This is a genomic window from Anoxybacillus sp. LAT27 (assembly GCF_022030075.1).
Lineage (GTDB): Bacteria > Bacillota > Bacilli > Bacillales > Anoxybacillaceae > Anoxybacillus > Anoxybacillus kestanbolensis.
The window spans coordinates 157,786-181,211 of record NZ_JAIWYK010000440.1 but is presented as its reverse complement, the minus strand read 5'-3'; the positions used below and the strand labels follow the sequence as shown (position 1 = coordinate 181,211).

Genomic DNA, 23,426 nt, shown 5'->3' with positions numbered 1-23,426 from the left:
ATGAAATCTGTATACGATGTACAACAATTGCTAAAAAAGTATGGAACGATTATTTACGTCGGTGACCGTCTCGCTGATTTGGAATTGATGGAAGACGAACTGAAAGAATTATTTCAAGCGCAGCTCATTGACGTAAAAGATTATCAAATGGCGCTTCTTATTTTGCGTCATGAAGCACAAATCGAACGAGAAAAAAGAGAAAAAGGGATGAAAGAACAATGGAACAATGGTTAGTTGGAGTGGATTTAGGCGGAACGACAGTCAAATTAGCGTTTGTGAACATGTATGGGGAAATCATTTGTAAATGGGAGATTCCAACGGATAAATCCGAACAAGGGAAACATATTACAACACACATTGCAAAAGCCATTGATGAAAAGTTACGTGAATTAGATGAATCAAAAGAACGGCTTGTCGGTATTGGCATCGGTGCACCAGGACCTGTTAATATGGCGACAGGAGATATTTATGAAGCTGTAAATTTGGGATGGAAAAACTTCCCTTTGAAAGATCGGTTGGAAATGGAAACAGGTCTTCCTGTCGTTGTTGATAACGATGCGAACATTGCAGCGATCGGAGAAATGTGGAAAGGGGCGGGCGATGGCGCGAAAAATTTAATTCTCGTTACGCTTGGCACAGGTGTTGGGGGCGGTGTGATCGTAAATGGTCAAATCGTGCATGGTACAAACGGTGCTGGTGGGGAAATTGGCCATATCACGTCCATTCCAGAAGGAGGGGCATCTTGTAATTGCGGTAAAACAGGATGTTTAGAGACGATCGCTTCAGCGACAGGTATTGCACGCATCGCGACAGAGCGTTTGCAGCAAACCGATGCACCGAGCTCTTTGCGGGACGTATGGAAACAAACAGGAGCTGTTACGGCGAAAGATGTATTTGATGCAGCGAAAGGGAATGATACGTTAGCGCTACAAATTGTTGATGAAGTGACGTTTCATCTTGGTTTAGCGCTTGCTCATTTAGCCAACGGTTTAAATCCAGAGAAAATTGTCATCGGTGGCGGTGTATCGAAGGCAGGGGATATGTTAGCGCAAGCGGTTGCTCGTCATTTCAGACGCTTTGCGTTCCCGCGCGTCGCTGAAGCTGCTGACATTGTCATCGCTACGCTTGGAAATGATGCTGGCGTGATCGGTGGAGCATGGTTAGTGAAAACAAATATGATGTAAAAAACAGACGAAACACTCGTCTGTTTTTTTGTCGAAAATTTGTCGGTAAAAAGCGTCTTGCTTTTTTGTAAGAAAAGGTGTAAAACAGTCATATGTGGACGTGCGACTTGTCTATTATATCGCTTATAGTTTAAGATAACAGTTGCTTTTTTATTAAGAAAGTATTAATATTGTCTTTGGTTAAGATAAAAAAATGTAAAAAAACGGATGTGCCTCATACAACATAGAATAGACAGATGTGGATGGATTAAAGGAGGGAGAGTATATGAAAAACTACCGTTTCGTTTTGTTAACGGTATTGCTTTTATGGTTAAAGACGTATTTAGTCTATAAAAATAGTTTTGATATAAAAATTGAGTCATGGAAGCAGGAGTTTATTTTGTTTATTAGCCCGTTAAGCTTCCTGTTATTTATTTTTGGGCTTGCTTTATTTATGAGTGAGAAGCGACGCAATCGCTATATTGTCATTACGAGCTTCATTATTTCATTTGTTTTGTATGCGAACGTCATGTTTTATCGCTTTTTTAGCGATTTCATTACGATTCCTGTGCTGTTCCAAACGAATAACATGGGTGATTTAGGAAATAGTGTGTTTGAATTGATGAACGTTTCGGATATTTTCTTTTTCCTTGATGTCGCATTGCTGGCTTGGATGGCGTATAAAAAAGTGTCTATTGCGCAATACGTACCAGCGACAAAACGCTTTCGCCGCACTTATTTCCTTGCAACAGTAGCCATTGCTTTATTTAACTTAGGATTAGCGGAGACGGAACGTCCAGAGCTGTTAACGCGCACGTTTGACCGTGAAATGTTAATTAAAAACTTAGGTATATACAACTACCATGTATATGATATTATTTTACAGTCGCGCTCAAAAGCGCAACGTGCATTAGCGGATAGCAGCGAATTGGCGGATATTCAAAACTACGTTAATGCAAATGAAAAAGCGCCGAATAAAGAGTTATTTGGTATTGCCAAAGGCCGTAATGTGATCATTGTTTCGATGGAGTCATTACAAAGCTTCGTTATTAACAATACGGTGAACGGACAAGAAATTACGCCGTTTTTGAATGACTTTATTAAACAAAGTTATTACTTTGATAACTTTTACCATCAAACAGGGCAAGGAAAAACATCAGATGCGGAGTTTATTATTGAAAACTCGTTATATCCTCTTGGACGCGGTGCGGTCTTTTTCACACATGCGACAAACGAGTATAACGCAACGCCAGAAATATTGAAAAACTACGGTTACTATTCAGCTGTATTCCATGCAAATAATAAAAGTTTCTGGAACCGTGATGTGATGTACCAATCGATGAAGTACGATCGTTTCTTCTCGATGACAGACTATAACATTACGGAGGAAAATTCAGTTGGTTGGGGTTTAAAAGACATTCCGTTTTTTGAGCAATCTGTGCAACATTTAAAAACGTTGCCGCAGCCATTTTATACAAAGTTTATTACATTAACGAACCACTTCCCGTTTGAATTAGGGGAAGAGGATAAAATGGTTCCAGAGTACACATCAAATAGCCGGACGTTAAACCGTTATTTCCCGACGGTTCGATATATGGATGAAGCGCTGAAAGTGTTTATTGAGCAGCTGAAAAAAGAAGGATTGTATGAAAATTCTATTATCATCCTTTACGGAGACCATTACGGTATTTCTGAAAATCATAACAAAGCGATGGCTCAATATTTAGGTAAGGATGAAATTACGCCATTTGATCACGTTCAATTGCAACGCGTTCCGTTGATCATCCATATTCCAGGCGTAACAGATAAGCATCCAAAAGTCATTTCAAAAGTATCAGGGCAAATTGATGTGAAACCGACATTGCTTCATTTGCTCGGAATTGATACACGCAACCAAATTCATTTTGGTGAAGATTTATTCTCAAAAGATAAGCTGGACTTCGTTGTTCTTCGTGATGGTAGCTTCGTGACAAAAGATTATGTATATACGAAAAACGCATGCTACGATAAGAAAACAGGGATAGAAGTCGACGCGTCTCATTGCGAACCGTATATGGAAAAAGCACGTCAGGAGCTTGATTACTCCGACAAAATTGTATATGGTGACTTATTGCGTTTCTACAATAAACAACAAGAAAACAAACGATAAAGCTAGCTCTTGTGACAGAGCTAGCTTTTTTACATACATATGTACAAATGTACTGTTCATACGATGAAACAAGGGGGGAGAGCGATGTACGATTTTTCAACTTTAATGCATGATCTCGATCAATTGCGGTGTCATTCGTTCGTCCGCACGCAAGAAATTGGGCAAAGTGTGTTAAAAAAACCGATTGTTGAGTTACAAATTGGAGAAGGTGAAACATATGTGCATATGAATGCCTCGTTTCATGCGAACGAGTGGATTACTTCAGCAGTTGTGATGGCGTTTGTTCGTGAATATGTGGAAGCGCTACAGAACAAACAGCATCTTTGTGGCTATGATGTACAACAATTGTATAAAAGAACGACTTTATCCGTTGTTCCGATGGTAAATCCCGATGGAGTGGATCTTGTATTACACGGAAAAAAAGCGGCACAACATTATGAAGATGAAGTGGTACGCATAAATGGGGGAAGTGAAGATTTCTCACAATGGAAAGCAAATATTCGCGGGGTTGATTTAAACAATCAATTTCCTGCGAAATGGGAAGTAGAGAAAGAAAGAAAAATTCCAAAAGCACCTGCACCGCGTGATTTTCCTGGATTTTCTCCGTTAACCGAACCAGAAGCACAAGCGATAGCAACGTTGACAAAAGAACGTGATTTTTTTAAGGTGCTCGCATTTCATACACAAGGAAAAGAAATTTATTGGGGATATGAACGATGTGAGCCACCCGAAGCAGAAGAAGAAGTGAATGAATTTGCGAAATGGAGCGGTTATGTACCTGTTCGGTATATTGATAGCCATGCTGGATATCGCGATTGGTTTATTTTTAATTGGAAGCGATGTGGGTATACGATTGAACTTGGTGAAGGGGTAAATCCACTTCCATTCTCTCAATTCCATAATATTTATAAAGACAGCATCGGTATTTTTATGACAGCTCTTGCCCGCACGTAAAAAGACGCCACTATATTGGCGTCTTTTTAATGGGCAACTGGATATCCGTGATGAATGACAGTCATAATTGTAAACCAACCGAACACGGCAACTGTTCCTAACCCGAACAATACGCCGAGGAAATTTTTCTCGCGCAACGAACGGATTACGCCGTAAGCGGCAAGCAACGTAACTAATGTAAAGATCACAACCAAAATAACTCCTGTTGGCATAACTTCCCCTCCTTATGTACACCGATTATTCCTTTTTCATTGTAATCGTTTTTGTTACGTTTGTCGAGGTGCAAAACGTATGTTATTCATGTACAATGAGGATAGAATATATACAGAAAGTGAGGGAATGCAATGAAGTGGGAACGAATTCCTTTAGGACCGTTACAAACAAATGCGTATGTGCTTGTTCATGAAAATGGGACATGTTTAATTTTTGATCCCGGTAGCGAAGGAGAAAAACTCATTCATTATATTGAAACGAACGGCTGGACGCCGCTTGCGGTGTTGCTTACACATGCTCATTTTGATCATATTGGAGCGGTTGACGACGTAAAAAACAAGTGGTCCATTCCTGTGTATGTACATAAAAAAGAACAACATTGGCTAACTGATCCAATGAAAAATGGTTCTTTATTATTTATGGGAGAAGCAATTACTACAAACGATGCCGACGTGTTGCTTGAAGGAGAGAAAACGTTGACGATTGGCGATTTCTCACTTCAAGTGTTCGAAACACCAGGGCATTCGCCGGGTAGTGTGTCATACTATATCGAAGACGCTCAAGTGATCGTATCAGGTGATGTGTTGTTTTCAGGGAGTATTGGTCGGACAGATTTGCCTGAAGGGAGTTACGAGCAATTGTTACAAAGTATACATCGTAAGTTGCTTGTTCTTCCTGAAGAAACGATTGTACTATGTGGACATGGACCAGAAACAACGATTGGAGCGGAAATGGATACAAACCCTTTTTTAAATGGATTTTAGACAAAAAAATTCCCTTCTCTATACAGAGAAGGGGGTTTGGGGGATGTTTTATTTCCTATAATGGGAGGGGATATAGTTAAGCTACTACATTAACAATATAACAAATTTAACACTATGTCAATAGTGAAAAAGGGTGCGAATGAAAATATGTTAGAAAAAATGAGAAATAAACGTTTATCGTATGCACAATACATGGAATTAGCATTATACGATGAACAGTATGGATATTATATGAGAAGAAAAGAAAAAATTGGGCGCGAAGGGGATTTTATTACGACGAGTAACGTTGGGCATATCATTGGGCGTGTATTTGCAGATGTGTTTGTTCGCTTGATAGAAACACATCATGTTCCACCGCTCATCTGTGAAATCGGTGGGGGGACAGGACGATTTGCTCATGCTGTTTTAGAACAATGGAAACGTCAATCACCTAAAACGTTTTCACAAGGACAATATATAATGATCGAAGCAAGTCCGTACCATCGGGAAAAACAAGCGGAAACGCTCGCTCCGTTTATTGATTACGTTCGTATCATCTCCAGTTTTGCTGAGCTTTCTGATTCTTTTTCTGGTATTGTATTTAGCAATGAGTTATTTGATGCGTTTCCTGTTCATGTCATTGAGAAACGAGAAGGTCACATATACGAGTGCTTTATTGAAGTAGAAAACGATCAGCTTGTTGAGAAATGTGTTCCGCTTGAAAATGAGCAAATTGCTCAATATATCGTTGAACGGAATATTCAGCTCGTTGACGGACAGCGATTTGAAATTCCGTTAGCGATGAAAAAGTTTATTTTTCAGCTCGATCAAGTAATCGATAAAGCAATTATTTTTACAGTAGATTATGGATATACGGATGAGGAATGGAAACACCCAGCGCGAAAACGTGGGAGCTTGCGCGGTTATTATCGTCATCAGCTCATCGACAATGCGCTTCGTTATCCAGGTGAGATGGATCTCACCACACACATTCAATGGGACGCGTTACGATTTTATGGAGAACAAGCAGGGTGGACATATACTCATTTATGGCGCCAAGATGAATTTTTATTGCAGGCAGGCATTTTAAATCATTTGATTGCCCACCATGATCCAAATCCGTTTTCTGAGCAACAGCGTCATAATCGTGCTATTCGCTCGCTAGTCATGAGCGATATCGGCAGGGCGTTTCATGTGATGGTGCAACAAAAAAACATGAATATTCCTATTTTTACATAAAAAAGCGATGAGGTACACTCATCGCTTTTTTATTCGCCCATACCAGGAACCATCATAAAGGTTGTCCAGTACGTAAATCCGGCAAAAAAGACCGTTAAGTACGCACCGAAAATGTAAATGTACATTCTTTCTGTTAATTTTAAGTAGCTTAACAAAAGAAAGAATCCTGTTTGGCCGAGGAACAATAATGATGTTGTATGCATATGGCCAAGATAGAACATGACAGCAAAAATTCCTGTCCAAAATGACAAGACGCGGAACATACGATCCATATGTATCCCTCCTTTTCTGACCGTTTCCCTTACTTATTATAATGTACTCGAAATGGTTGTGTAAACGTTCTATTTTTTAAGAATGGCTTGATACGTACACGAATTACAGCCTGATGGCATAATTTCTTCAGTCACAAGTTCAGCGTTTGTAAATAATACTTCTAACATTCCTTTTAAAAAGGCGTTATGCATATAACAGACAGAATCTGGATGTGCAAATGCGAGTTCTTTAAACGGGCAGTTGAAAATTTCAAAGTAAATTTTCCCTTGATTTTCACTGTAATGGAATGTCGGATAAAATCCAGCGGCTTCCGCTGCTTTTTGTAAAATGTTCATTTTTTCTTCCACACTTAACTGTTCAAGCGCTTGCATCGATTGGACGTGTTGTTGTACAAGTTCTTGACCAAATAACTTTCCTGTTTCATACAACGCTTGTTTCCCTACTTCTCCAAGTTTCATCATCGCATGGATTGCAATTTTTGATAACAGCTGGTAGTCGCGAAACGGAAAATGAAGCTGAATGACATCATCAGATAGGCGGTATAGTCTGCTCGGTCTGCCTCCTTTTCCTGTTTTTTTCGTTTCGGATACAAGCATATTGACGTCTTCTAGTTTTGTTAAATGAAGACGAGCGACGTTCGGATGAATATGGAACGCATCAGCAATTTCTTGAACGGTTACTTCTTGATGTTTTCTCGCGATATACTGATAAATTTCATAACGAGTCGGATCAGCAAGGACGCTTGTAATTTTCAGTACTTGGTCCATTATGTCTCACTCCTATATGTTCATTCATTTACATTATAATACATGTATTTCCACAATGGAAATGCATATATAGGTCTTTTTCCCTATCTTTTTGTAACGTTCACAAAGTTTTAAAACAAATTTATATACAAATATTAAACAAATATTATACAATATGTATAACTAAGTGGAGAGAGGAGTGTGTTGCTATGCTGACTGTATATATGCATCCGAGTTGTACATCGTGTCGAAAAACAAAAAAGTGGTTATGTGCAAACAATATTGTCTTTCATGAGCGTCATTTATTTCGTGAAACACCGACACATGAGGAGCTATTGCACTTGTTATCATTAACGACGGAAGGGATCGATGAAATTTTAGCTACGCGTAGTCAGTCGTTTAAACAACTTGGCGAAAACGTGGAGGATTGGCCTTTATCAAAAGTTGTTGAGTTGCTTGTAAAAGAACCTCGTCTTCTTCGTCGTCCGATCGTCACAGATGGTAAACGGCTTGTTGTCGGCTATAACCCGTCAGCATTAAAAAACATTGCGAAAAAATATCGTCGTGTTTGTGTCTCATAACGTTCACCCTATGGGTGAATATTTTTTTGAATTTTTTTGCGAATGAAGCAGGAATTTGACGAAAGATGTTGAATAATCAAGGCGAAAAATAAAGAAAGGGGGATCGCATTGCAAACAATCGAGCAATTGGCGGATCGACTTATTGAGGATGCGTATATTCTTCAAGCTTCTGACATTCATATCGTTCCGCGTAAGCAAGATGCACTTGTTCAGTTTCGATTAGGGGGTATGCTCGTTACAAAAAGTGTGTTATCAAAACAGACGTGTGAACGTTTGCTTGCCCACTTTAAGTTTCTTGCCGATATGGATATTGGCGAACGTCGCCGACCGCAAAGTGGAGCAATGGAAATGAACGTTGCCCACACAACTGTCCATCTTCGTTTATCGACATTGCCTACGATTTATGATGAAAGCTTAGTTATCCGTCTGCTTCCGCTACACTCATTTCTTCCGCTCAAACAACTCGCGCTATTTCCTTCGACCGTAAAAAAGTTGCTCGCGCTATTAAATTATTCCCATGGGCTTATTATTTTCACAGGACCAACAGGATCGGGAAAGACAACAACGTTATACAGCTTGTTAAACGTATGTCGCCATCATTTTCAACGAAATGTCATTACATTAGAAGATCCGGTTGAAAAGCGAGCGGAAGATGTGCTACAAGTACAAGTCAATGAAAAAGCTGGGATTACGTATGCTGCAGGGTTAAAAGCGATTTTGCGACACGATCCAGATGTCATTATGGTTGGGGAAATTCGTGATGCTGAGACTGCGCGAATAGCTGTGCGCGCAGCGCTTACGGGACATCTTGTGCTAACAACGATGCATACGAAAGATGCGGTTGGAGCGATTTATCGTCTTCTTGAGTTTGGTGTACCATTTCAAGAAATGGTGCAAACGTTAGTCGCTGTGACAGCCCAACGTCTTGTGCAATTGAAATGTCCGTTTTGTGAAGCAGAGTGCTCACCTTTTTGTCGACAGTATCGACCTGTTCGTCGAGTCGGTGTTTATGAATTATTATACGGAAGTGAACTGGCACAAGCGATGCGGGCAGCGAAAGGGGAGCAAGCGACATACGTGTATACTCGGTTAAAAGATGTGATTAAAAAAGGCATTGCGCTCGGTTTTTTACACGAGCATGTCATTGAAAGTTGGTTGTTAGATGAAGCGACGTCGTAATTGGTCGTTACAAGAGCAAAGTTCGTTTTTCATCCAACTTGGGAAATTGCTCAGTAAAGGGTATTCGCTTGCTCAGGCGATTGAGTTTTTACAAATTCAGCAACCTGTAGCAAAACAAAAAGATTTAGATGATTGCATGCAAGCATTGCGAGCCGGTATACCGATTCATGAAACTTTTTCACGTATGCAATTTCATTCTCATCTTTTAGGATATATATTTTTCGCTGAACAACACGGCCAACTTGCTCACGGGTTTATTGAAGCGGGGGAAATCGGACAAATGCGGGCACATTACGTTGAGCAAGTGAAGCGTATGTTACGCTACCCATTGTTTCTTTTTAGTTTTTGTATCGCCATGTTTTTCATATTTCAGCAAGTATTAGCTCCGCAGTTTTCTCATCTTCTTTCTTCATTTCATGCTCGTTCTGCTTTTTCTACGTTCATTTTTTCTGTTGCTGTATGGCTTCCTCGCATTTTTTCTATTGCGCTCATCGTGTTCATTTTCTTCGTATTGTTTTACTTTTTTGTCGTTCGTTCATGGCCTATTTATAAACAAATGAATCTATTTATGAACATTCCAATTGTTCGCTCGTGGATCGTTTCTTTTCATACGCAAGTATTTTCACTGCAATTAAGCCATTTGTTGAAAGGTGGATTATCGATTTATGAGGCGATCCAAATTTTTGAACATCAATCTCACCTTCCATTGCTGAGAGAGGAAGCGAAATTGATGAAACAACAGCTATGTGCAGGTGAAAAATTAGATGAAATCATCGAACAGCGGAAATATTACGAGAAGGAACTACCTTTCGTCATTCGTCACGGTCAGTCGAATGGGGAATTAGTCCAAGAATTATTTCATTACAGCCAATTTTCATTGCAAAAACTTGAAACCCGGTTGAAAAAATCTGTATATCTCATCCAACCCTTGTTGCTTAGTTTTATTGGTATTTTCGTTATTCTCATGTATATGGCGATGCTGTGGCCCATTTTTCAATTGTTAAATCACATATAATGGGGGATGTATATGCGAAATGAGAAAGGGTTTACATTAATTGAAATGTTAATTGTGCTAATGGTTATCACAATTTTAATTTTAATTACGATCCCAAATGTAACAAAACATAACAGCATGATTAACAACAAAGGATGTTCGGCTTTTATAAAAATGGTTCAGTCTCAAGTGAAAGCGTACGAAATGGAGTACGGAACAATCCCGACTGTGCAACAATTAGTAGATGGAAAATATATTGAGAGCAACCGTTGCCCAAATGGAAAAGAGATCGTTATTACAAATGAAGGAGACGTTTTAGAAGGTGAATGAACGAGGGTTTACGCTTGTAGAAATGTTGATCGTTCTTTTTATTGTCACAACGATCATGGTTTTTACCGTTCCACCGCTTCAACAAACGTTAGCTGAGCGGCAGTTACAATATTTTTTAGAACAGTTTAGTAACGATATGTTATATGCCCAACAATATGCGATTAGTCGAAAGAAAACGGTAGCGATTATGTTTTATTTCGATATATGTCGCTATCAAGTGAAAGAAGGTGGGACGTTTGGGAAGGAATTAATCGCTCGTTCCTTCCCTTCCCCTTTTCAATTTCAAATGGCTACACTATCCCCACCGTTGTTTTATTATCCAAATGGCAATATCAATAAGGCGGGAACATTGCTTGTTGCGTATGGAAACAAAAAATATAAAATCGTTTTTCAATTAGGGAAAGGGCGATTGTATGTACAAAAATTGTAACGGTTTTACATTTTTTGAACTGCTTATTTCGCTTAGTGTGTGGAGCGGGGTAATCGTTATGATCATCGCTCATTGGACAATCATTATGATAGGGCGAGAAAACAAAAAAGCAGAAACGATCGCCAATCAAATTTTATATGAGGTGATGATGAACGAGCAGATTGGAAATGAAACGACCGTGGTGCGAGGTACACATACATTTTCACTATTTATGCGTTCAAATGAGCAATGTGTGCGCTGGGAAGATAGGTTGAAACGAACAAAAGAAAGATGTGAGTCGTTAGGACAATGATTCAAAAAGAGAAAGGATTCACATTAATCGAAATACTCATGTCTCTTATCGTTTTGTTCATCATTTTATCTTTATTGACACCCGCATTTCATCTAGCAGTAAACTATACAGCCAAACGTGGAAACTTTCACTATTTTGAATGGCTTGTTTTTATTCAACAAGCAAAAATGGAACTAAGGGAATCGAAAGATGTTCGTATATACGGAACGACGATTCAATTCGATAAATGGACAGGGGAGCGCGTAACGTATGAAAAGTACGGAACGATCATTCGTCGACGTGTGAATGCTACCGGTCATGAAATTATGCTTCAGTTTATTCAACAAATATCATATGAAAAAGAGGGAGCAGGCATCCGTATTCGTGTATTGACAGACAAGGGGGATGCATATGAAGCGTTCATTCCATCTTTTCATTAGCTTGAAATATGAACGAGGGGTTATTTTTCTCTTTACTGTCATGTGTGCGTTATTCATGAGCGCTCTTTTTTTGCATGCTGTTGCATTGTATCATACAGAAATACAATTTTTTGAGGAAGAAAAGAAAGGATATGAAGCAGATTACTTAATGAAACAAGCGCTTATTTATGTGAAACAAACGCTTGCCAGTACACCAGAAAACGTGTCATCATTAACCCAAACGGTTTCATTTGTTCATGGGCAAGCAACATATCGTGCAACACGTATTGAGCCTGATGTATGGTCTGTAACTGTATCGTGCATAACGAATGCACAATTTCGTTACGACGTCCAATTTCAATTCAATGCTTCAACAAACAACATATCAGTGTGGCGAGAAGTATACTAGAAGGGAGAGGGAACATGAAAGCGATTTATTTAACAGGATTTATGGGGGCAGGAAAGACAACAATTGGAAAACGATTAGGAGAAGTATTACAGCTATCTGTGATAGACACGGATGCATATATTGAACAACAAGTTGGAAAAACGATTACAAAGATTTTCGCAGAAGAGGGGGAAGAGGCGTTTCGAGCGTATGAACGAGACGCATTAAAGAAGCTTCCAAAGGAACATGTGATTATTACAACAGGTGGCGGGATTGTCATTCAAGAAGAAAATCGTCAATTTATGCGCGAGCATGGAATCGTCATTTATTTGCATTGTGAGCTACATGAATTGTTTCGGCGTTTAGCTGATGATGAGACCCGACCGTTACTGATGGGAAATAAACAAAAGCAAATGAAACAGCTATTTGAACATCGTCTTCCGTTTTATCAAGAAGCGCATATGACCATTGATACAACAAATCGCACGATAGATGACATCGTAGAAAACATTGTATCTTTGCTTAAATCACCTCGTTTTTGACGATACTAGCATCGAGGTGATGAACGATGGCAGGAAACGATTATGTTAAATTTATGACTGAGCAAGTTGTAAAATATTTAGACCAACCGAAAGACGAACGGAAAAGACAAAGACAAGAGAAGAAACAGCTAAAAAAACAACAAAAGCAGCCGTTTTTATATCGCTGGTTCGGTGTTATTCCGTATGCCATTATGCTTTTATTTAAGCGGAAATAAGGCTAATGCTAGCCTTATTTCGCCTCCAAATAAAATACACCACCGTTGATAATGGAAATGTGAATTCTCGGTTCATACCTTTGTCGCAACGCTTCTTTTTCTTTTTCATACTCTTCTTGTTTTTCTTCGATCCCCTCGTAAAAATGTTTCAGTAATGCTAAGTCTTCTTCCCAACGCGCGCGCGCCGCATCTGCCCACTCATGCGTTTCGGAGGCGATGAGACGTTCAACAAAAGCTTCAAGACGCGCAAGTCCACTAATTGGCTTAATAAGTGGAGAAATCGTAAAGCAATAATCTGGAACAGTGACTCCCCATTGTTTTTCTTTTAACACGTCGTAAAACGACTCGACGATTGTTCCGCTAATGAGATGAATACCTAACGATAATAAACGATCTTGCTTCCGGTCGCATTCATATGAAAGCAATATGTTTGTATGAAGCCACGGATGAAGAGCGGCAGATCGTTCGAATACTTGCTCATAGAGTCGAACGAACCGTCCGTTCATTTTAGCGATCGAAAAAATTTGATGAAGGCGTGGCGAACCAAAATGAATATGCTCTCCCTTTTCGTGAATCGATCGTTTCGTGATGAGTGATAGTTGCAACGGTTCACCTATAGCACCGATGCGCTCAACATAATGCCAATAAAACGGGCGATTCATGAGTTGTTTATCCATCTCAACGGTGAGTTGAACACGTATATGTCCATCGCTACGTTCGACAATGGGACAATGGGCGGCGGTAAAAAAACGTTCAAGAAAAGATTGTATGTCATCTTGCTGCATGTGTCTGTTCCTCCGTATTCGCTAAAATTTCTACAAGATTTTGCATTTTTATTTTCAGTTCTCCTTCGCTTTTCGACTGAGCAATTATGCGTTCTAAATGGTTTGAAAATGCAGGAGACTGTAGCTTCATTAAAATATCATCTAGTTCACCGACGACCCGTTCGAATAGCTGAATTTTTTCGTACAGTAACGTAAATATATGCTCTTCGACCGTATTGCGCACGACAAAATTATAAATGTGGACATCTTTCGTTTGTCCGAGACGATGGACGCGTCCGATTCGCTGTTCCAAACGCATAGGGTTCCAAGGCAAATCATAGTTAATGACATGATTGCAAAACTGTAAGTTAATCCCTTCCCCCCCTGCCTCGGTTGCAATTAACACTTGGGAACGATGCTGAAACAGCTCTTTCATCCAATCTTTTTTACTACGTTTAAATCCACCGCGAAACGGTACGGAAGAGATGCCGTGCTGTTTAAAAAACCATTGCAAATACAATTGAGTCGCTCGGTATTCTGTAAATACAATGACTTTATCGTTTATTGTTTGAATAAGCTCTAACGCTTTTTTCGCTTTTGTATGTTCGTTGATATCGTTCATTTTTTGTAACAATGCACTAATTGTCGTTTCAAGATGAGGTTTTTGTTCAAGCATGTTTTTTAACGTGCAAAAAAGCGCTTCTTTACTGCTGCATATTTCACGCAATAACGTCATATGTGACAGCGATGTATCTAACAAAGGAGACTTGAACCGCTGAATTGTTTCATATACATTTCGCTCCGCTTCCGAGAACTCAATGAAAATCGTTTCAACGTGCCGTTTCGTCCATTCAATTCCTGTATCGTGGCGACGGTGACGAATCATCACTTTGCGAATAAGCTCTTTTAAATGAGCATCATCGTGTAATGTGCGCAATTTTCCATATCTTTTTTGAAATTGTTCGGCATTTCCTAAATGTCCTGGTTTCAGTAGAGAAACGAGATGAAAAATTTCTTCTACACGATTTTGAATCGGTGTTGCTGTCAATAGTAAACAAAATTTTTTTTTCAGTCCTTGAACAAATTCATAGTTTTTTGTTTTGTTGTTTTTTAACTTATGCGCTTCATCAATAATAACCATATCGTATGTTTGTTCGTAAATGATGTCCCGATGTGGTTGTTTTTTTGCTGTATCAATGGATGAAACGACAATGTCGCATTGTTCCCATACGTAACTTTTCCCTTGGGCAACAGCAGGAATAAAAAATTTCTCGTTCAATTCTTGCACCCATTGTGACACGAGAGAGGCTGGAACGAGAATAAGCGCTTTTTTCACAAGACCACGAATCATATACTCTTTTAAAATCAATCCTGCTTCAATCGTTTTCCCGAGTCCAACTTCATCAGCTAAAATGGCTTTTCCGTTCATTTGTTCAACGACTTGACGAGCAACGTCGTATTGATGGGGTAAAATGGTAACATGTGGTAAATGTTTTGGGGCTTGTAGCCCATCAAACCGAGGAATGGCTAACGATTCCGTCGCTTCAAGCGCTAACTCATATAATTCCCAATTTGACCACGGGCCGTCACGTTCAATACGTTTGGCAAATTCATCTTTCCAGCTTCTCTCCCAATGCATGGTGATGTCCATCAAGTATCCCTCATTTTCCGAACATTTTTGTTTAAAACTAAATAAACTTACGTATTTTATTTATAAAAAGGTATTGCGACAAATGAGAAGTTATAAGATAATAAAAAACGTAAGAAAGTTTGTAAAATTGTTTCATTGGTGTGTTTACACGTAGTGTGGCACAAAAACGACAATTGTATACGGGCGGATGAGAACAAGGGGAGAGACTACAGCACGTAGCGCCGAAGGAGCAAGTGGCAACACGAATCTCTCAGGCAAAAGAACTCTTGTTTGACGCAGCTCTGGAGAGCGTTCACAAACGTGAACCACCCACGAGGACACCTAATTACTTAGGGAAACTTTCAGGTGAAAGGACAGAGACTACCATATGACAATATGGGGGTCGTCTGTCTTTTTTTATGAACAAGGAGGGAGCATATGTTACAAAGAACACCGCTATTTCCTCTGTATGCAGAGTATGGCGCAAAAACGATTGATTTTGGTGGCTGGGAGTTGCCTGTGCAGTTTTCTAGCATTAAAGAAGAACATGAAGCTGTACGAACGCGTGCAGGGTTATTTGATGTGTCCCATATGGGCGAGTTTGAAGTGAAAGGAAAAGATAGTCTTGCTTTTTTACAAAAAATGATGACAAACGACGTTGCGAAGTTAACGGACGGTCGCGCCCAATACACGTTGATGTGTTATGAAGATGGGGGAACCGTTGATGATTTACTTGTTTATAAAAAAGCGGACGATCATTATCTTCTTGTCGTAAACGCTGCCAATATTGAAAAAGATTTTGCTTGGCTTTCTGAGCATGTTGTTGGGGATGTCGAACTTGTCAATATTTCAAACGATATTGCGCAACTTGCGCTACAAGGCCCACTTGCAGAAAAAGTATTACAGCAATTAACGACGGTCGATTTATCTACGATGAAGTTTTTCGCTTTTGCAGATCATGTTGATGTTGCAGGAGTTCAAACGCTTGTGTCCCGAACAGGATATACAGGAGAAGACGGATTTGAGCTATATTGTCGAGCAGAAGATGCCCCAACGCTTTGGCGCGCCATTTTAGAAGCAGGAAAAGAAGAAGGGGTACTTCCATGCGGGCTCGGTGCACGCGACACGCTTCGTTTTGAAGCATGCTTGCCGCTATATGGACAAGAACTGGCCAAAGATATTACCCCAATCGAAGCAGGGCTTGGATTTGCAGTAAAAACGAATAAAGATGTCGACTTTTTCGGAAAAGAAGTATTGAAGAAGCAAAAAGAAGAAGGAACGCCACGGAGACTTGTCGGAATCGAAATGATTGACAAAGGCATTGCGCGTCACGGATATGCGGTGTATGTCAACAATGAGCAAATTGGCTTCGTCACGACCGGAACACAATCGCCAACGCTTAAAAAAAATATCGGACTAGCGCTTATTTCTACTGCGTTTTCGGCACTTGATACGGAAGTAGAAGTAGACGTTCGTGGGAAGCGGTTAAAAGCAAGAGTGGTGGCAACACCGTTTTACAAGCGTACAAAATAATGTGAGGAGAGAGAGTTATGCTTCATCGTTATTTGCCGATGACAGAAGAAGATAAGCAGCAAATGTTACAAACGATCGGGGTACAGTCCATTGATGAACTGTTTTCTGACATCCCGGAAAGCGTCCGTTTTCAAGGAGAGTACAACATTAAGCCGGCAAAATCAGAACCGGAGTTAATGAAAGAATTAATGGCATTAGCGGCAAAAAATGCGGATATGAAGACACACACGTCGTTTTTAGGGGCAGGGGTGTACGATCATTACATTCCGACGATTGTGGATCACGTCATTTCACGTTCCGAGTTTTATACGGCATATACACCGTATCAACCAGAAATTTCGCAAGGGGAATTGCAAGCCATTTTCGAGTTTCAAACGATGATTTGCGAGCTAACAGGCATGGATGTGGCAAATTCATCGATGTACGATGGTGGAACAGCGCTAGCAGAAGCAGCGTTATTAAGCGCGGCGCATACGAAAAAGAAAAAAGTGTTGTTATCAAGCGCGGTGCATCCAGAATACCGCGACGTCGTGAAAACGTATGCGAAAGGTCCTGGGCTAGAGGTAGTAGAAATACCGTACAAAAACGGTGTAACGGATATTGACGCCCTTCAAGCAGAAATGAACGAAGATGTGGCATGTGTCATTGTACAATATCCGAACTTTTTCGGACAAATCGAACCGCTAAAAGACATCGAGCCAATCGCTCATGCGCATAAAGGAATGTTCGTTGTCGCCAGCAATCCGCTTGCATTAGGGGTATTAACGCCGCCAGGCCAATTCGGGGCGGACATCGTCGTTGGCGATGCGCAGCCATTTGGTATTCCAACGCAATTTGGCGGCCCGCATTGCGGCTATTTTGCGGTGAAATCAGCGCTCATGCGCAAAATTCCGGGACGTCTTGTCGGACAAACGACAGACGAAGAAGGTCGCCGAGGTTTCGTCTTGACATTACAAGCGCGCGAGCAACACATTCGCCGCGACAAAGCAACATCGAATATTTGCTCGAACCAAGCGTTAAACGCGCTTGCAGCGTCGGTGGCGATGACTGCGCTTGGTAAAAACGGGGTAAAAGAAATGGCAACGATGAATATTCAAAAAGCACACTATGCAAAAGAGGCGTTTGTTAATCATGGATTTGATGTCGTATTTACAGGACCGTTTTTCAACGAGTTTGTCATTCGCTTGAACAAACCGATAGCAGAAGTAAATAAAAAGCTATTGGAAAAAGGAATCATTGGTGGCTACGATCTCGGGCGTGATTATCCAGAACTACAAAATTGTATGTTAATTGCAGTGACGGAACTACGCACGAAAGAAGAAATCGACACGCTTGTAAAAGAATTGGGGGATTGTCATGCATAAAGACCAACCGCTTATTTTTGAATTAAGTAAGCCAGGGCGAATTGGGTATAGCTTACCGAAGCTAGACGTGCCAGCCATCGATGTTGCACAAGTCATTCCAACCGATTACATTCGTCAAGAAGCACCCGAGCTTCCAGAAGTGTCGGAGCTTGATATTATGCGTCATTATACAGCGTTGTCCAAGCGCAATCATGGGGTCGATTCCGGCTTTTATCCGCTTGGATCTTGTACGATGAAATACAATCCGAAAATAAACGAAAATGTTGCCCGCTTCGCTGGATTTGCTCACATCCATCCGCTTCAGCCGGAAGAAACGGTGCAAGGAGCGCTTGAATTAATGTATGACTTACAAGAGCATTTAAAAGAAATTACTGGAATGGACGCGGTAACGCTACAGCCAGCTGCAGGTGCACATGGGGAATGGACAGGACTCATGATGATTCGCGCTTATCACGAAGCAAACGGCGACTACAATCGAACAAAAGTCATCGTCCCAGATACTGCACACGGCACAAACCCTGCATCAGCAACGGTGGCAGGTTTTGAGACGGTGACGGTAAAATCGACGGAAGAAGGGCTTGTTGACTTAGACGATTTACGCCGCGTTGTCGGTCCAGATACTGCAGCGCTTATGCTTACTAATCCGAATACGCTCGGTCTTTTTGAAGAAAATATTTTAGAAATGGCAGAAATTGTGCATGCTGCAGGCGGAAAGCTGTATTATGACGGGGCTAACTTGAATGCGGTGTTAAGCAAAGCACGCCCTGGCGATATGGGCTTTGACGTTGTGCATTTAAACCTTCATAAAACGTTTACCGGTCCACACGGTGGCGGTGGCCCTGGCTCAGGTCCTGTCGGCGTGAAGGCGGATCTCATTCCGTTTTTACCGAAGCCAACGGTGGAAAAGGGAGAGAACGGCTACTATTTCGACTACGATAGACCACAAGCGATCGGGCGTGTGAAGCCGTTTTATGGCAACTTTGGCATTAACGTTCGTGCGTATACGTATATTCGTTCGATGGGGCCAGATGGCTTAAAAGCAGTGACAGAATATGCGGTATTAAACGCCAACTATATGATGCGCCGATTGGCTGAGTATTACGACTTACCATACAACCGTCATTGCAAACACGAATTTGTTTTGTCAGGAAAGCGACAAAAGAAATTAGGGGTACGTACGCTTGATATTGCGAAGCGTTTGCTTGATTTTGGTTACCACCCGCCGACAATTTATTTCCCGCTCATCGTCGAAGAGTGCATGATGATCGAGCCAACCGAAACTGAGTCAAAAGAGACGCTTGATGCATTTATTGATGCGATGATTCAAATCGCAAAAGAAGCGGAAGAAACGCCAGAAATCGTCCAAGAAGCGCCACATACAACGGTCGTCAAACGCTTAGATGAAACGACGGCTGCTCGCAAACCAATTTTGCGTTATTAAGAAAAGCGCAAAGCGCCCCAATTTCGCCTAAAGGCAGCCCGCTTCCTGCGGGCAACGGCGAAATGTCGCCATCCTTGGCTCCGCGAAGAGCGCACAAGCCCCACCGAGGAGGCTGTCGCCGCCGCAGTGTGGGGCGGAGCGACTCGAGCCGATGGCGCTTGGAGCTAGACAGCTCCCTACCTAATCACGTGTATGCTTTCTTTTTCTTAAATAAACGAGGTGCCAGGCGTGTTGGCTTGGCACCTTATTTTTTCTTTACTTTTCCTGTCCACATTTTAAATCCGCCTTTTAAATGGTATAAATCCCGATAGCCGTTGCGATACAACATTTGTGCCGCGCGACTGCTACGTATTCCGCTTTGGCAATATAAGTAAATTGGTTGATCTTTACGCAATTCTTTCATGCGTAAACGTAATTGAGAAAGCGGAATGTTACGAGCTCCTAAAATATGACCTGCCGCGTATTCATCGGGTTCGCGAACATCGATGAGTTGTGCTTTTCGATAGCCTGCGCGAAACTCTTCTTCCGTCAACGTTTGAACGATTCGCTTTTGGTAAAAGTATGTAATGACCGCATACACAATAATTGCTCCGAGAATAATAAGAGCGATTGTCATGATGCCCCTCCTTTTTTTCATCGTTGCCATGTCTATTATATAAATGTTTTAGGCAAGAAGCAAAGCATTTTCCATTGACTTATTATGTTTGCTACACTATAAAATGATAGAGGAAAGGGTGGAGTAGATGGAAAAAGAAGTATGGCGTTTTATTGACTCGGGCAATTGTTCTCCAGCGTTTAATATGGCGCTTGATGAAGCGCTGCTAGAATGGCATAGCGAAGGAAAAATTCCGCCGACGATTCGGTTTTACGGTTGGAATCCACCGACGCTTTCGATTGGCTATTTTCAAAAAGTCGAAAAAGAAATTGATATGGAAGCGGTCAAAAAGTATGGTCTTGGTTTTGTTAGACGTCCAACCGGGGGACGCGGTGTGCTTCATGACCAAGAGTTGACGTATAGCGTTATCGTGTCTGAATCGCATCCAGCTATGCCACAAACAGTGACGGAAGCGTATCGTGTCATTTCACAAGGCATTTTAGAAGGATTTCGCTTTCTAGGGCTTGATGCGTATTTTGCGGTGCCAAAAACAGAAGAAGAAAAAGCAGATTTAAAAAATCCGCGCTCGGCTGTTTGTTTTGATGCACCGTCTTGGTATGAGCTCGTTGTCGAAGGAAGAAAAGTGGCAGGAAGCGCCCAAACGAGGCAAAAAGGAGTCATTTTACAACACGGATCGATTTTATTAGATTTAGACGAAGACATGCTCTTTAGTCTATTTAAGTATCCGAATGAAAGAGTGAAAGAACGATTAAGGCAAAACTTTAAAAACAAAGCAGTCGCCATTAATGAATTAACGGATCGAAACATTACGATCAATGAGGCGAAAGAAGCGTTTTTCAAAGGATTTGAAAAAGGGTTAAATGTTCAGCTTGAACGATATGAATTAACAGATGATGAGCTTTTCTACGTTCAGCAACTAGCGAAAAACAAATACGAAACAGATGAATGGAATTTTAAACGGTAAATTTTTCTCTTGACAAATAAAAAATGCTTGACTTAATTATCAATATGTAGTATGTGATTTTTAAAAAATCATACTATATATTGATTTTTTTATTGATTATTGTTGTCGATATATGGTAGTTTAATGTAGTAAGATTATGTTGGTAGAGGAGAGGTAAAAAATGACGGTTGCGTTTTCTGAAAAAATGACGGTGAATGTAGATAAGTTGAATGAAGACATTCACCTATTCCCACAAGTGCACCCGATTACTCCTGAGATGCACATTACATATAAGGGTGTGTCGCGTTTAGTGATGCTTGATCGCTATTCGTTTAAAGATACGGAAAAGTTGACGTTAAGCGTTGGAGACTTTGTCGTTTTAACGGTAAAGGAAGATCCGAAATTTCCAGCGCGTGGCCTTGGATTTATCGTTGAGTTGGACTGGGAAAATAAAAAAGCACACGTGCTCGTTGAAGAAGAATATCGTCATGTGTTGGAAGGAGACGAAGCGAAAACAGGTGTTGTTGTTCGCTCGCTCGATGTCATTGAAAAGCCACTTGAAATTTTTTATGAGCAAATTGCAAAGCGGAACGCAACCGGGTTAGCCGCTGTTGAAAAAACAGAAGAAAAACGAAAAGAGTGGTTTGAAAAGTTTTATGAACAGCTCGTCAGCCTGAATTTTGTTCCAGCTGGACGTGTACTGTACGGAGCAGGTTCTGGGACAGAAGTGACGTACTTTAACTGTTACGTCATGCCGTTTGTGAAAGACTCTCGCGAAGGCATTTCTGAACATCGAAAACAAGTGATGGAAATTATGAGCCGCGGTGGCGGTGTCGGAACGAACGGTTCGACCCTTCGTCCACGCAATACACTCGCGCGTGGGGTGAACGGAAAATCGTCCGGATCGGTGTCATGGCTAGACGACATTGCAAAACTAACCCATCTTGTCGAACAAGGTGGCTCGCGCCGTGGCGCTCAAATGATTATGCTAGCCGATTGGCACCCGGACATTATTGAATTTATTATTTCAAAAATGCAAAATCCCCGCATTTTGCGCTACTTGCTTGAAAATACAGAAGATGAAGGCATTCAAAAAGCAGCGAGAGAAAAATTAAAGTTTACGCCACTTACTGAACAAGAGCGCGCGATGTATCAAGGAATCGTCAACTATAAAAACATCCCAGGATACGGGGGTTTTAGCGAAAAAATTATTAAAGACGCGGAAGAAAAGTTGCGGACAGGCGGTACGTATAGCGTGCACAATCCGGACTTTTTAACAGGAGCGAACATTTCTGTTTGCTTAACGAAAGAGTTTATGCAGGCAGTAGAAAACGATGAAGAATACGAATTGCGCTTCCCAGATGTTGAAACGTATTCAGAAGAAGAAATGCGCATCTACAACGAAAAATGGCACGAAGTCGGCGATGTGCGCGAATGGGAGAAAATGGGCTATCGCGTTCGCGTCTATCGAAAAATTCGCGCGCGAGAGCTATGGAAGCTCATTAACATTTGCGCAACGTATTCTGCAGAACCAGGCATTTTCTTTATCGACAACGCCAATGACATGACGAATGCAAGAGCGTACGGACAAAAAGTAGTCGCAACAAATCCGTGTGGTGAACAACCACTCGCACCTTATTCTGTGTGCAATTTAGCTGCAATTAATTTGGCGAATATGGTGGATAAAAAGAAGAAAGTTGTCGATTATGAAAAATTAAAGCGGACGGTTGAAGTCGGTGTCCGTATGCAAGATAACGTTATTGATGCAACCCCATACTTCCTTGAGGAAAATAAAAAGCAAGCGCTTGGGGAGCGCCGCGTCGGTCTTGGCGTGATGGGATTAGCTGATTTGCTCATTTATTGCGAAAAAGAGTACGGTTCGAAAGAAGGAAATCAGTTAGTTGACGAGCTGTTTAAAACAATTGCGACAACGGCATACCGCGCGTCGATTGAGCTTGCGAAAGAAAAAGGAAGCTTTCCGTTTTTAGTTGGCGAAACGGAAGAAGAAACGATGAAATTGCGCGAAGCGTTCATTCACACCGGTTATATGAAAAAAATGCCGGACGATATTCGCCAAGATATTTTAAAATACGGCATTCGCAACTCGCATTTGCTGACCGTGGCTCCGACGGGTAAGTAGTTGCCCCCTGTATTTGTAAAAATACAGTGAAAACTCGGCTATATGCGGGGAAATCTGGCGTATCTCTTGCTACCTGTGCCTTGCCAGCACATGAAAGAGGTAAAAATGCAAGAGTGTTGGATTATCCTACCAGACAATCCGCAGGGAAGTCGTGGCTGACCCCTCA

26 protein-coding genes, 1 pseudogene and 1 riboswitch are annotated in these 23,426 nt (G+C 41.1%); of the genes and pseudogenes, 21 read left to right on the top strand and 6 right to left on the bottom strand.

Annotation, left to right across the window (positions count from 1 at the left end; translation table 11 throughout):
• From LD028_RS14975 to LD028_RS14960, 4 genes are all read left to right on the top strand, one after another.
• Positions 1-234, top strand: a complete 234-nt coding sequence (locus LD028_RS14975) for a YqgQ family protein (RefSeq protein WP_006317940.1) — start codon at positions 1-3, stop codon at positions 232-234.
• A complete protein-coding gene (locus tag LD028_RS14970; RefSeq protein WP_237812232.1) occupies positions 219-1,184 on the top strand; it encodes an ROK family glucokinase in 966 nt (321 codons plus the stop codon). Before LD028_RS14975 ends, LD028_RS14970 begins: the two co-directional genes overlap by 16 nt.
• A gap of 265 nt (positions 1,185-1,449) precedes the next feature.
• On the top strand, positions 1,450-3,312 hold the full coding sequence (locus LD028_RS14965; protein WP_035019481.1) for an LTA synthase family protein: 1,863 nt from the start codon (positions 1,450-1,452) through the stop codon (positions 3,310-3,312).
• Positions 3,313-3,396: 84 nt separating this feature from the next.
• On the top strand, positions 3,397-4,266 hold the full coding sequence (locus LD028_RS14960) for a M14 family metallopeptidase (RefSeq protein ID WP_237812231.1): 870 nt from the start codon (positions 3,397-3,399) through the stop codon (positions 4,264-4,266).
• 26 nt (positions 4,267-4,292) lie between these two features.
• On the opposite strand, the gene LD028_RS14955 is transcribed toward LD028_RS14960, so the two are convergent.
• Positions 4,293-4,478 (bottom strand): DUF2759 domain-containing protein, encoded by a 186-nt coding sequence (locus LD028_RS14955; RefSeq protein WP_006317944.1) that lies wholly within the window; start codon positions 4,476-4,478, stop codon positions 4,293-4,295.
• A 132-nt stretch (positions 4,479-4,610) separates the two neighbouring features.
• Between LD028_RS14955 and LD028_RS14950 the strand changes: the two genes are divergently transcribed.
• Both LD028_RS14950 and LD028_RS14945 read left to right on the top strand, forming a co-directional pair.
• Positions 4,611-5,243, top strand: a complete 633-nt coding sequence (locus LD028_RS14950; protein WP_237812230.1) for an MBL fold metallo-hydrolase — start codon at positions 4,611-4,613, stop codon at positions 5,241-5,243.
• A gap of 114 nt (positions 5,244-5,357) precedes the next feature.
• Positions 5,358-6,461: a class I SAM-dependent methyltransferase gene (locus tag LD028_RS14945; RefSeq protein WP_237812229.1), complete on the top strand. Its 1,104-nt coding sequence runs from the start codon at positions 5,358-5,360 to the stop codon at positions 6,459-6,461.
• Positions 6,462-6,490: 29 nt separating this feature from the next.
• Here the strand turns inward: LD028_RS14945 and LD028_RS14940 are convergent, their stop codons facing one another.
• Positions 6,491-6,733 (bottom strand): DUF2626 domain-containing protein, encoded by a 243-nt coding sequence (locus LD028_RS14940; RefSeq protein ID WP_004889537.1) that lies wholly within the window; start codon positions 6,731-6,733, stop codon positions 6,491-6,493.
• Positions 6,734-6,802: 69 nt separating this feature from the next.
• Positions 6,803-7,501: a helix-turn-helix transcriptional regulator gene (locus tag LD028_RS14935; protein WP_006317950.1), complete on the bottom strand. Its 699-nt coding sequence runs from the start codon at positions 7,499-7,501 to the stop codon at positions 6,803-6,805.
• Between the two features lie 188 nt (positions 7,502-7,689).
• Between LD028_RS14935 and LD028_RS14930 the strand changes: the two genes are divergently transcribed.
• The 10 genes from LD028_RS14930 to LD028_RS14885 all read left to right on the top strand — a co-directional run bounded on the left by LD028_RS14930 (position 7,690) and on the right by LD028_RS14885 (position 12,829).
• On the top strand, positions 7,690-8,061 hold the full coding sequence (locus LD028_RS14930) for a Spx/MgsR family RNA polymerase-binding regulatory protein (RefSeq protein ID WP_237812228.1): 372 nt from the start codon (positions 7,690-7,692) through the stop codon (positions 8,059-8,061).
• Between the two features lie 108 nt (positions 8,062-8,169).
• Entirely contained in the window at positions 8,170-9,240 is a 1,071-nt protein-coding gene (gene comGA / locus LD028_RS14925; RefSeq protein WP_237812227.1) for a competence type IV pilus ATPase ComGA, read from the top strand.
• Positions 9,224-10,255 carry a competence type IV pilus assembly protein ComGB gene (comGB, locus tag LD028_RS14920; RefSeq protein ID WP_237812226.1) on the top strand — a complete coding sequence of 344 codons (1,032 nt, stop codon included), beginning with the start codon at positions 9,224-9,226 and terminating at the stop codon, positions 10,253-10,255. The genes comGA and comGB overlap by 17 nt, the downstream gene beginning before the upstream one ends.
• A 12-nt stretch (positions 10,256-10,267) precedes the next feature.
• On the top strand, positions 10,268-10,564 hold the full coding sequence (gene comGC / locus LD028_RS14915) for a competence type IV pilus major pilin ComGC (RefSeq protein WP_284693479.1): 297 nt from the start codon (positions 10,268-10,270) through the stop codon (positions 10,562-10,564).
• Positions 10,557-10,994, top strand: coding sequence for a competence type IV pilus minor pilin ComGD (gene comGD / locus LD028_RS14910; RefSeq protein ID WP_237812224.1), 438 nt, complete (start codon positions 10,557-10,559; stop codon positions 10,992-10,994). The genes comGC and comGD overlap by 8 nt, the downstream gene beginning before the upstream one ends.
• Positions 10,978-11,286 (top strand): competence type IV pilus minor pilin ComGE, encoded by a 309-nt coding sequence (comGE, locus tag LD028_RS14905; protein WP_237812223.1) that lies wholly within the window; start codon positions 10,978-10,980, stop codon positions 11,284-11,286. Before comGD ends, comGE begins: the two co-directional genes overlap by 17 nt.
• Positions 11,283-11,705 carry a competence type IV pilus minor pilin ComGF gene (gene comGF / locus LD028_RS14900; RefSeq protein WP_237812222.1) on the top strand — a complete coding sequence of 141 codons (423 nt, stop codon included), beginning with the start codon at positions 11,283-11,285 and terminating at the stop codon, positions 11,703-11,705. Before comGE ends, comGF begins: the two co-directional genes overlap by 4 nt.
• Positions 11,677-12,093: a competence type IV pilus minor pilin ComGG gene (gene comGG, locus LD028_RS14895; RefSeq protein WP_237812221.1), complete on the top strand. Its 417-nt coding sequence runs from the start codon at positions 11,677-11,679 to the stop codon at positions 12,091-12,093. The genes comGF and comGG overlap by 29 nt, the downstream gene beginning before the upstream one ends.
• A 14-nt stretch (positions 12,094-12,107) precedes the next feature.
• A complete protein-coding gene (locus tag LD028_RS14890; protein ID WP_237812220.1) occupies positions 12,108-12,614 on the top strand; it encodes a shikimate kinase in 507 nt (168 codons plus the stop codon).
• A gap of 26 nt (positions 12,615-12,640) precedes the next feature.
• Positions 12,641-12,829 (top strand): YqzE family protein, encoded by a 189-nt coding sequence (locus tag LD028_RS14885; RefSeq protein ID WP_019416934.1) that lies wholly within the window; start codon positions 12,641-12,643, stop codon positions 12,827-12,829.
• A gap of 14 nt (positions 12,830-12,843) precedes the next feature.
• Here the strand turns inward: LD028_RS14885 and LD028_RS14880 are convergent, their stop codons facing one another.
• Together LD028_RS14880 and LD028_RS14875 are read right to left on the bottom strand one after the other, a co-directional pair.
• Positions 12,844-13,614 (bottom strand): YqhG family protein, encoded by a 771-nt coding sequence (locus tag LD028_RS14880; protein ID WP_237812219.1) that lies wholly within the window; start codon positions 13,612-13,614, stop codon positions 12,844-12,846.
• Positions 13,601-15,244 carry a DEAD/DEAH box helicase gene (locus LD028_RS14875; protein ID WP_237812218.1) on the bottom strand — a complete coding sequence of 548 codons (1,644 nt, stop codon included), beginning with the start codon at positions 15,242-15,244 and terminating at the stop codon, positions 13,601-13,603. The genes LD028_RS14880 and LD028_RS14875 overlap by 14 nt, the downstream gene beginning before the upstream one ends.
• A 187-nt stretch (positions 15,245-15,431) precedes the next feature.
• Positions 15,432-15,520: riboswitch (glycine riboswitch) on the top strand.
• A 141-nt stretch (positions 15,521-15,661) separates the two neighbouring features.
• Between LD028_RS14875 and gcvT the strand changes: the two genes are divergently transcribed.
• The 3 genes from gcvT to gcvPB are packed head-to-tail and all read left to right on the top strand — an operon-like array spanning position 15,662 to position 19,561.
• Positions 15,662-16,756: a glycine cleavage system aminomethyltransferase GcvT gene (gene gcvT, locus LD028_RS14870; RefSeq protein WP_237812217.1), complete on the top strand. Its 1,095-nt coding sequence runs from the start codon at positions 15,662-15,664 to the stop codon at positions 16,754-16,756.
• Positions 16,757-16,773: 17 nt separating this feature from the next.
• Entirely contained in the window at positions 16,774-18,120 is a 1,347-nt protein-coding gene (gene gcvPA / locus LD028_RS14865) for an aminomethyl-transferring glycine dehydrogenase subunit GcvPA (protein ID WP_237812216.1), read from the top strand.
• Complete coding sequence (gene gcvPB, locus LD028_RS14860; RefSeq protein WP_006317984.1) at positions 18,113-19,561, top strand: aminomethyl-transferring glycine dehydrogenase subunit GcvPB; 1,449 nt, start codon at positions 18,113-18,115, stop codon at positions 19,559-19,561. The genes gcvPA and gcvPB overlap by 8 nt, the downstream gene beginning before the upstream one ends.
• A 244-nt stretch (positions 19,562-19,805) precedes the next feature.
• Here gcvPB and LD028_RS14855 read toward each other — a convergent pair whose 3' ends face one another.
• Positions 19,806-20,177: a rhodanese-like domain-containing protein gene (locus tag LD028_RS14855; RefSeq protein ID WP_035019487.1), complete on the bottom strand. Its 372-nt coding sequence runs from the start codon at positions 20,175-20,177 to the stop codon at positions 19,806-19,808.
• 127 nt (positions 20,178-20,304) lie between these two features.
• Here LD028_RS14855 and LD028_RS14850 point away from each other — a divergent pair, with 127 nt between their 5' ends.
• Both LD028_RS14850 and LD028_RS14845 read left to right on the top strand, forming a co-directional pair.
• The gene (locus LD028_RS14850; protein ID WP_006317987.1) at positions 20,305-21,141 is read left to right on the top strand and encodes a lipoate--protein ligase family protein; all 837 of its coding nucleotides are present in this window, start codon (positions 20,305-20,307) and stop codon (positions 21,139-21,141) included.
• A gap of 160 nt (positions 21,142-21,301) precedes the next feature.
• Positions 21,302-23,254, top strand: a pseudogene (locus LD028_RS14845) (vitamin B12-dependent ribonucleotide reductase); the annotation flags it as partial.
• Positions 23,255-23,426 lie beyond the last annotated feature (172 nt).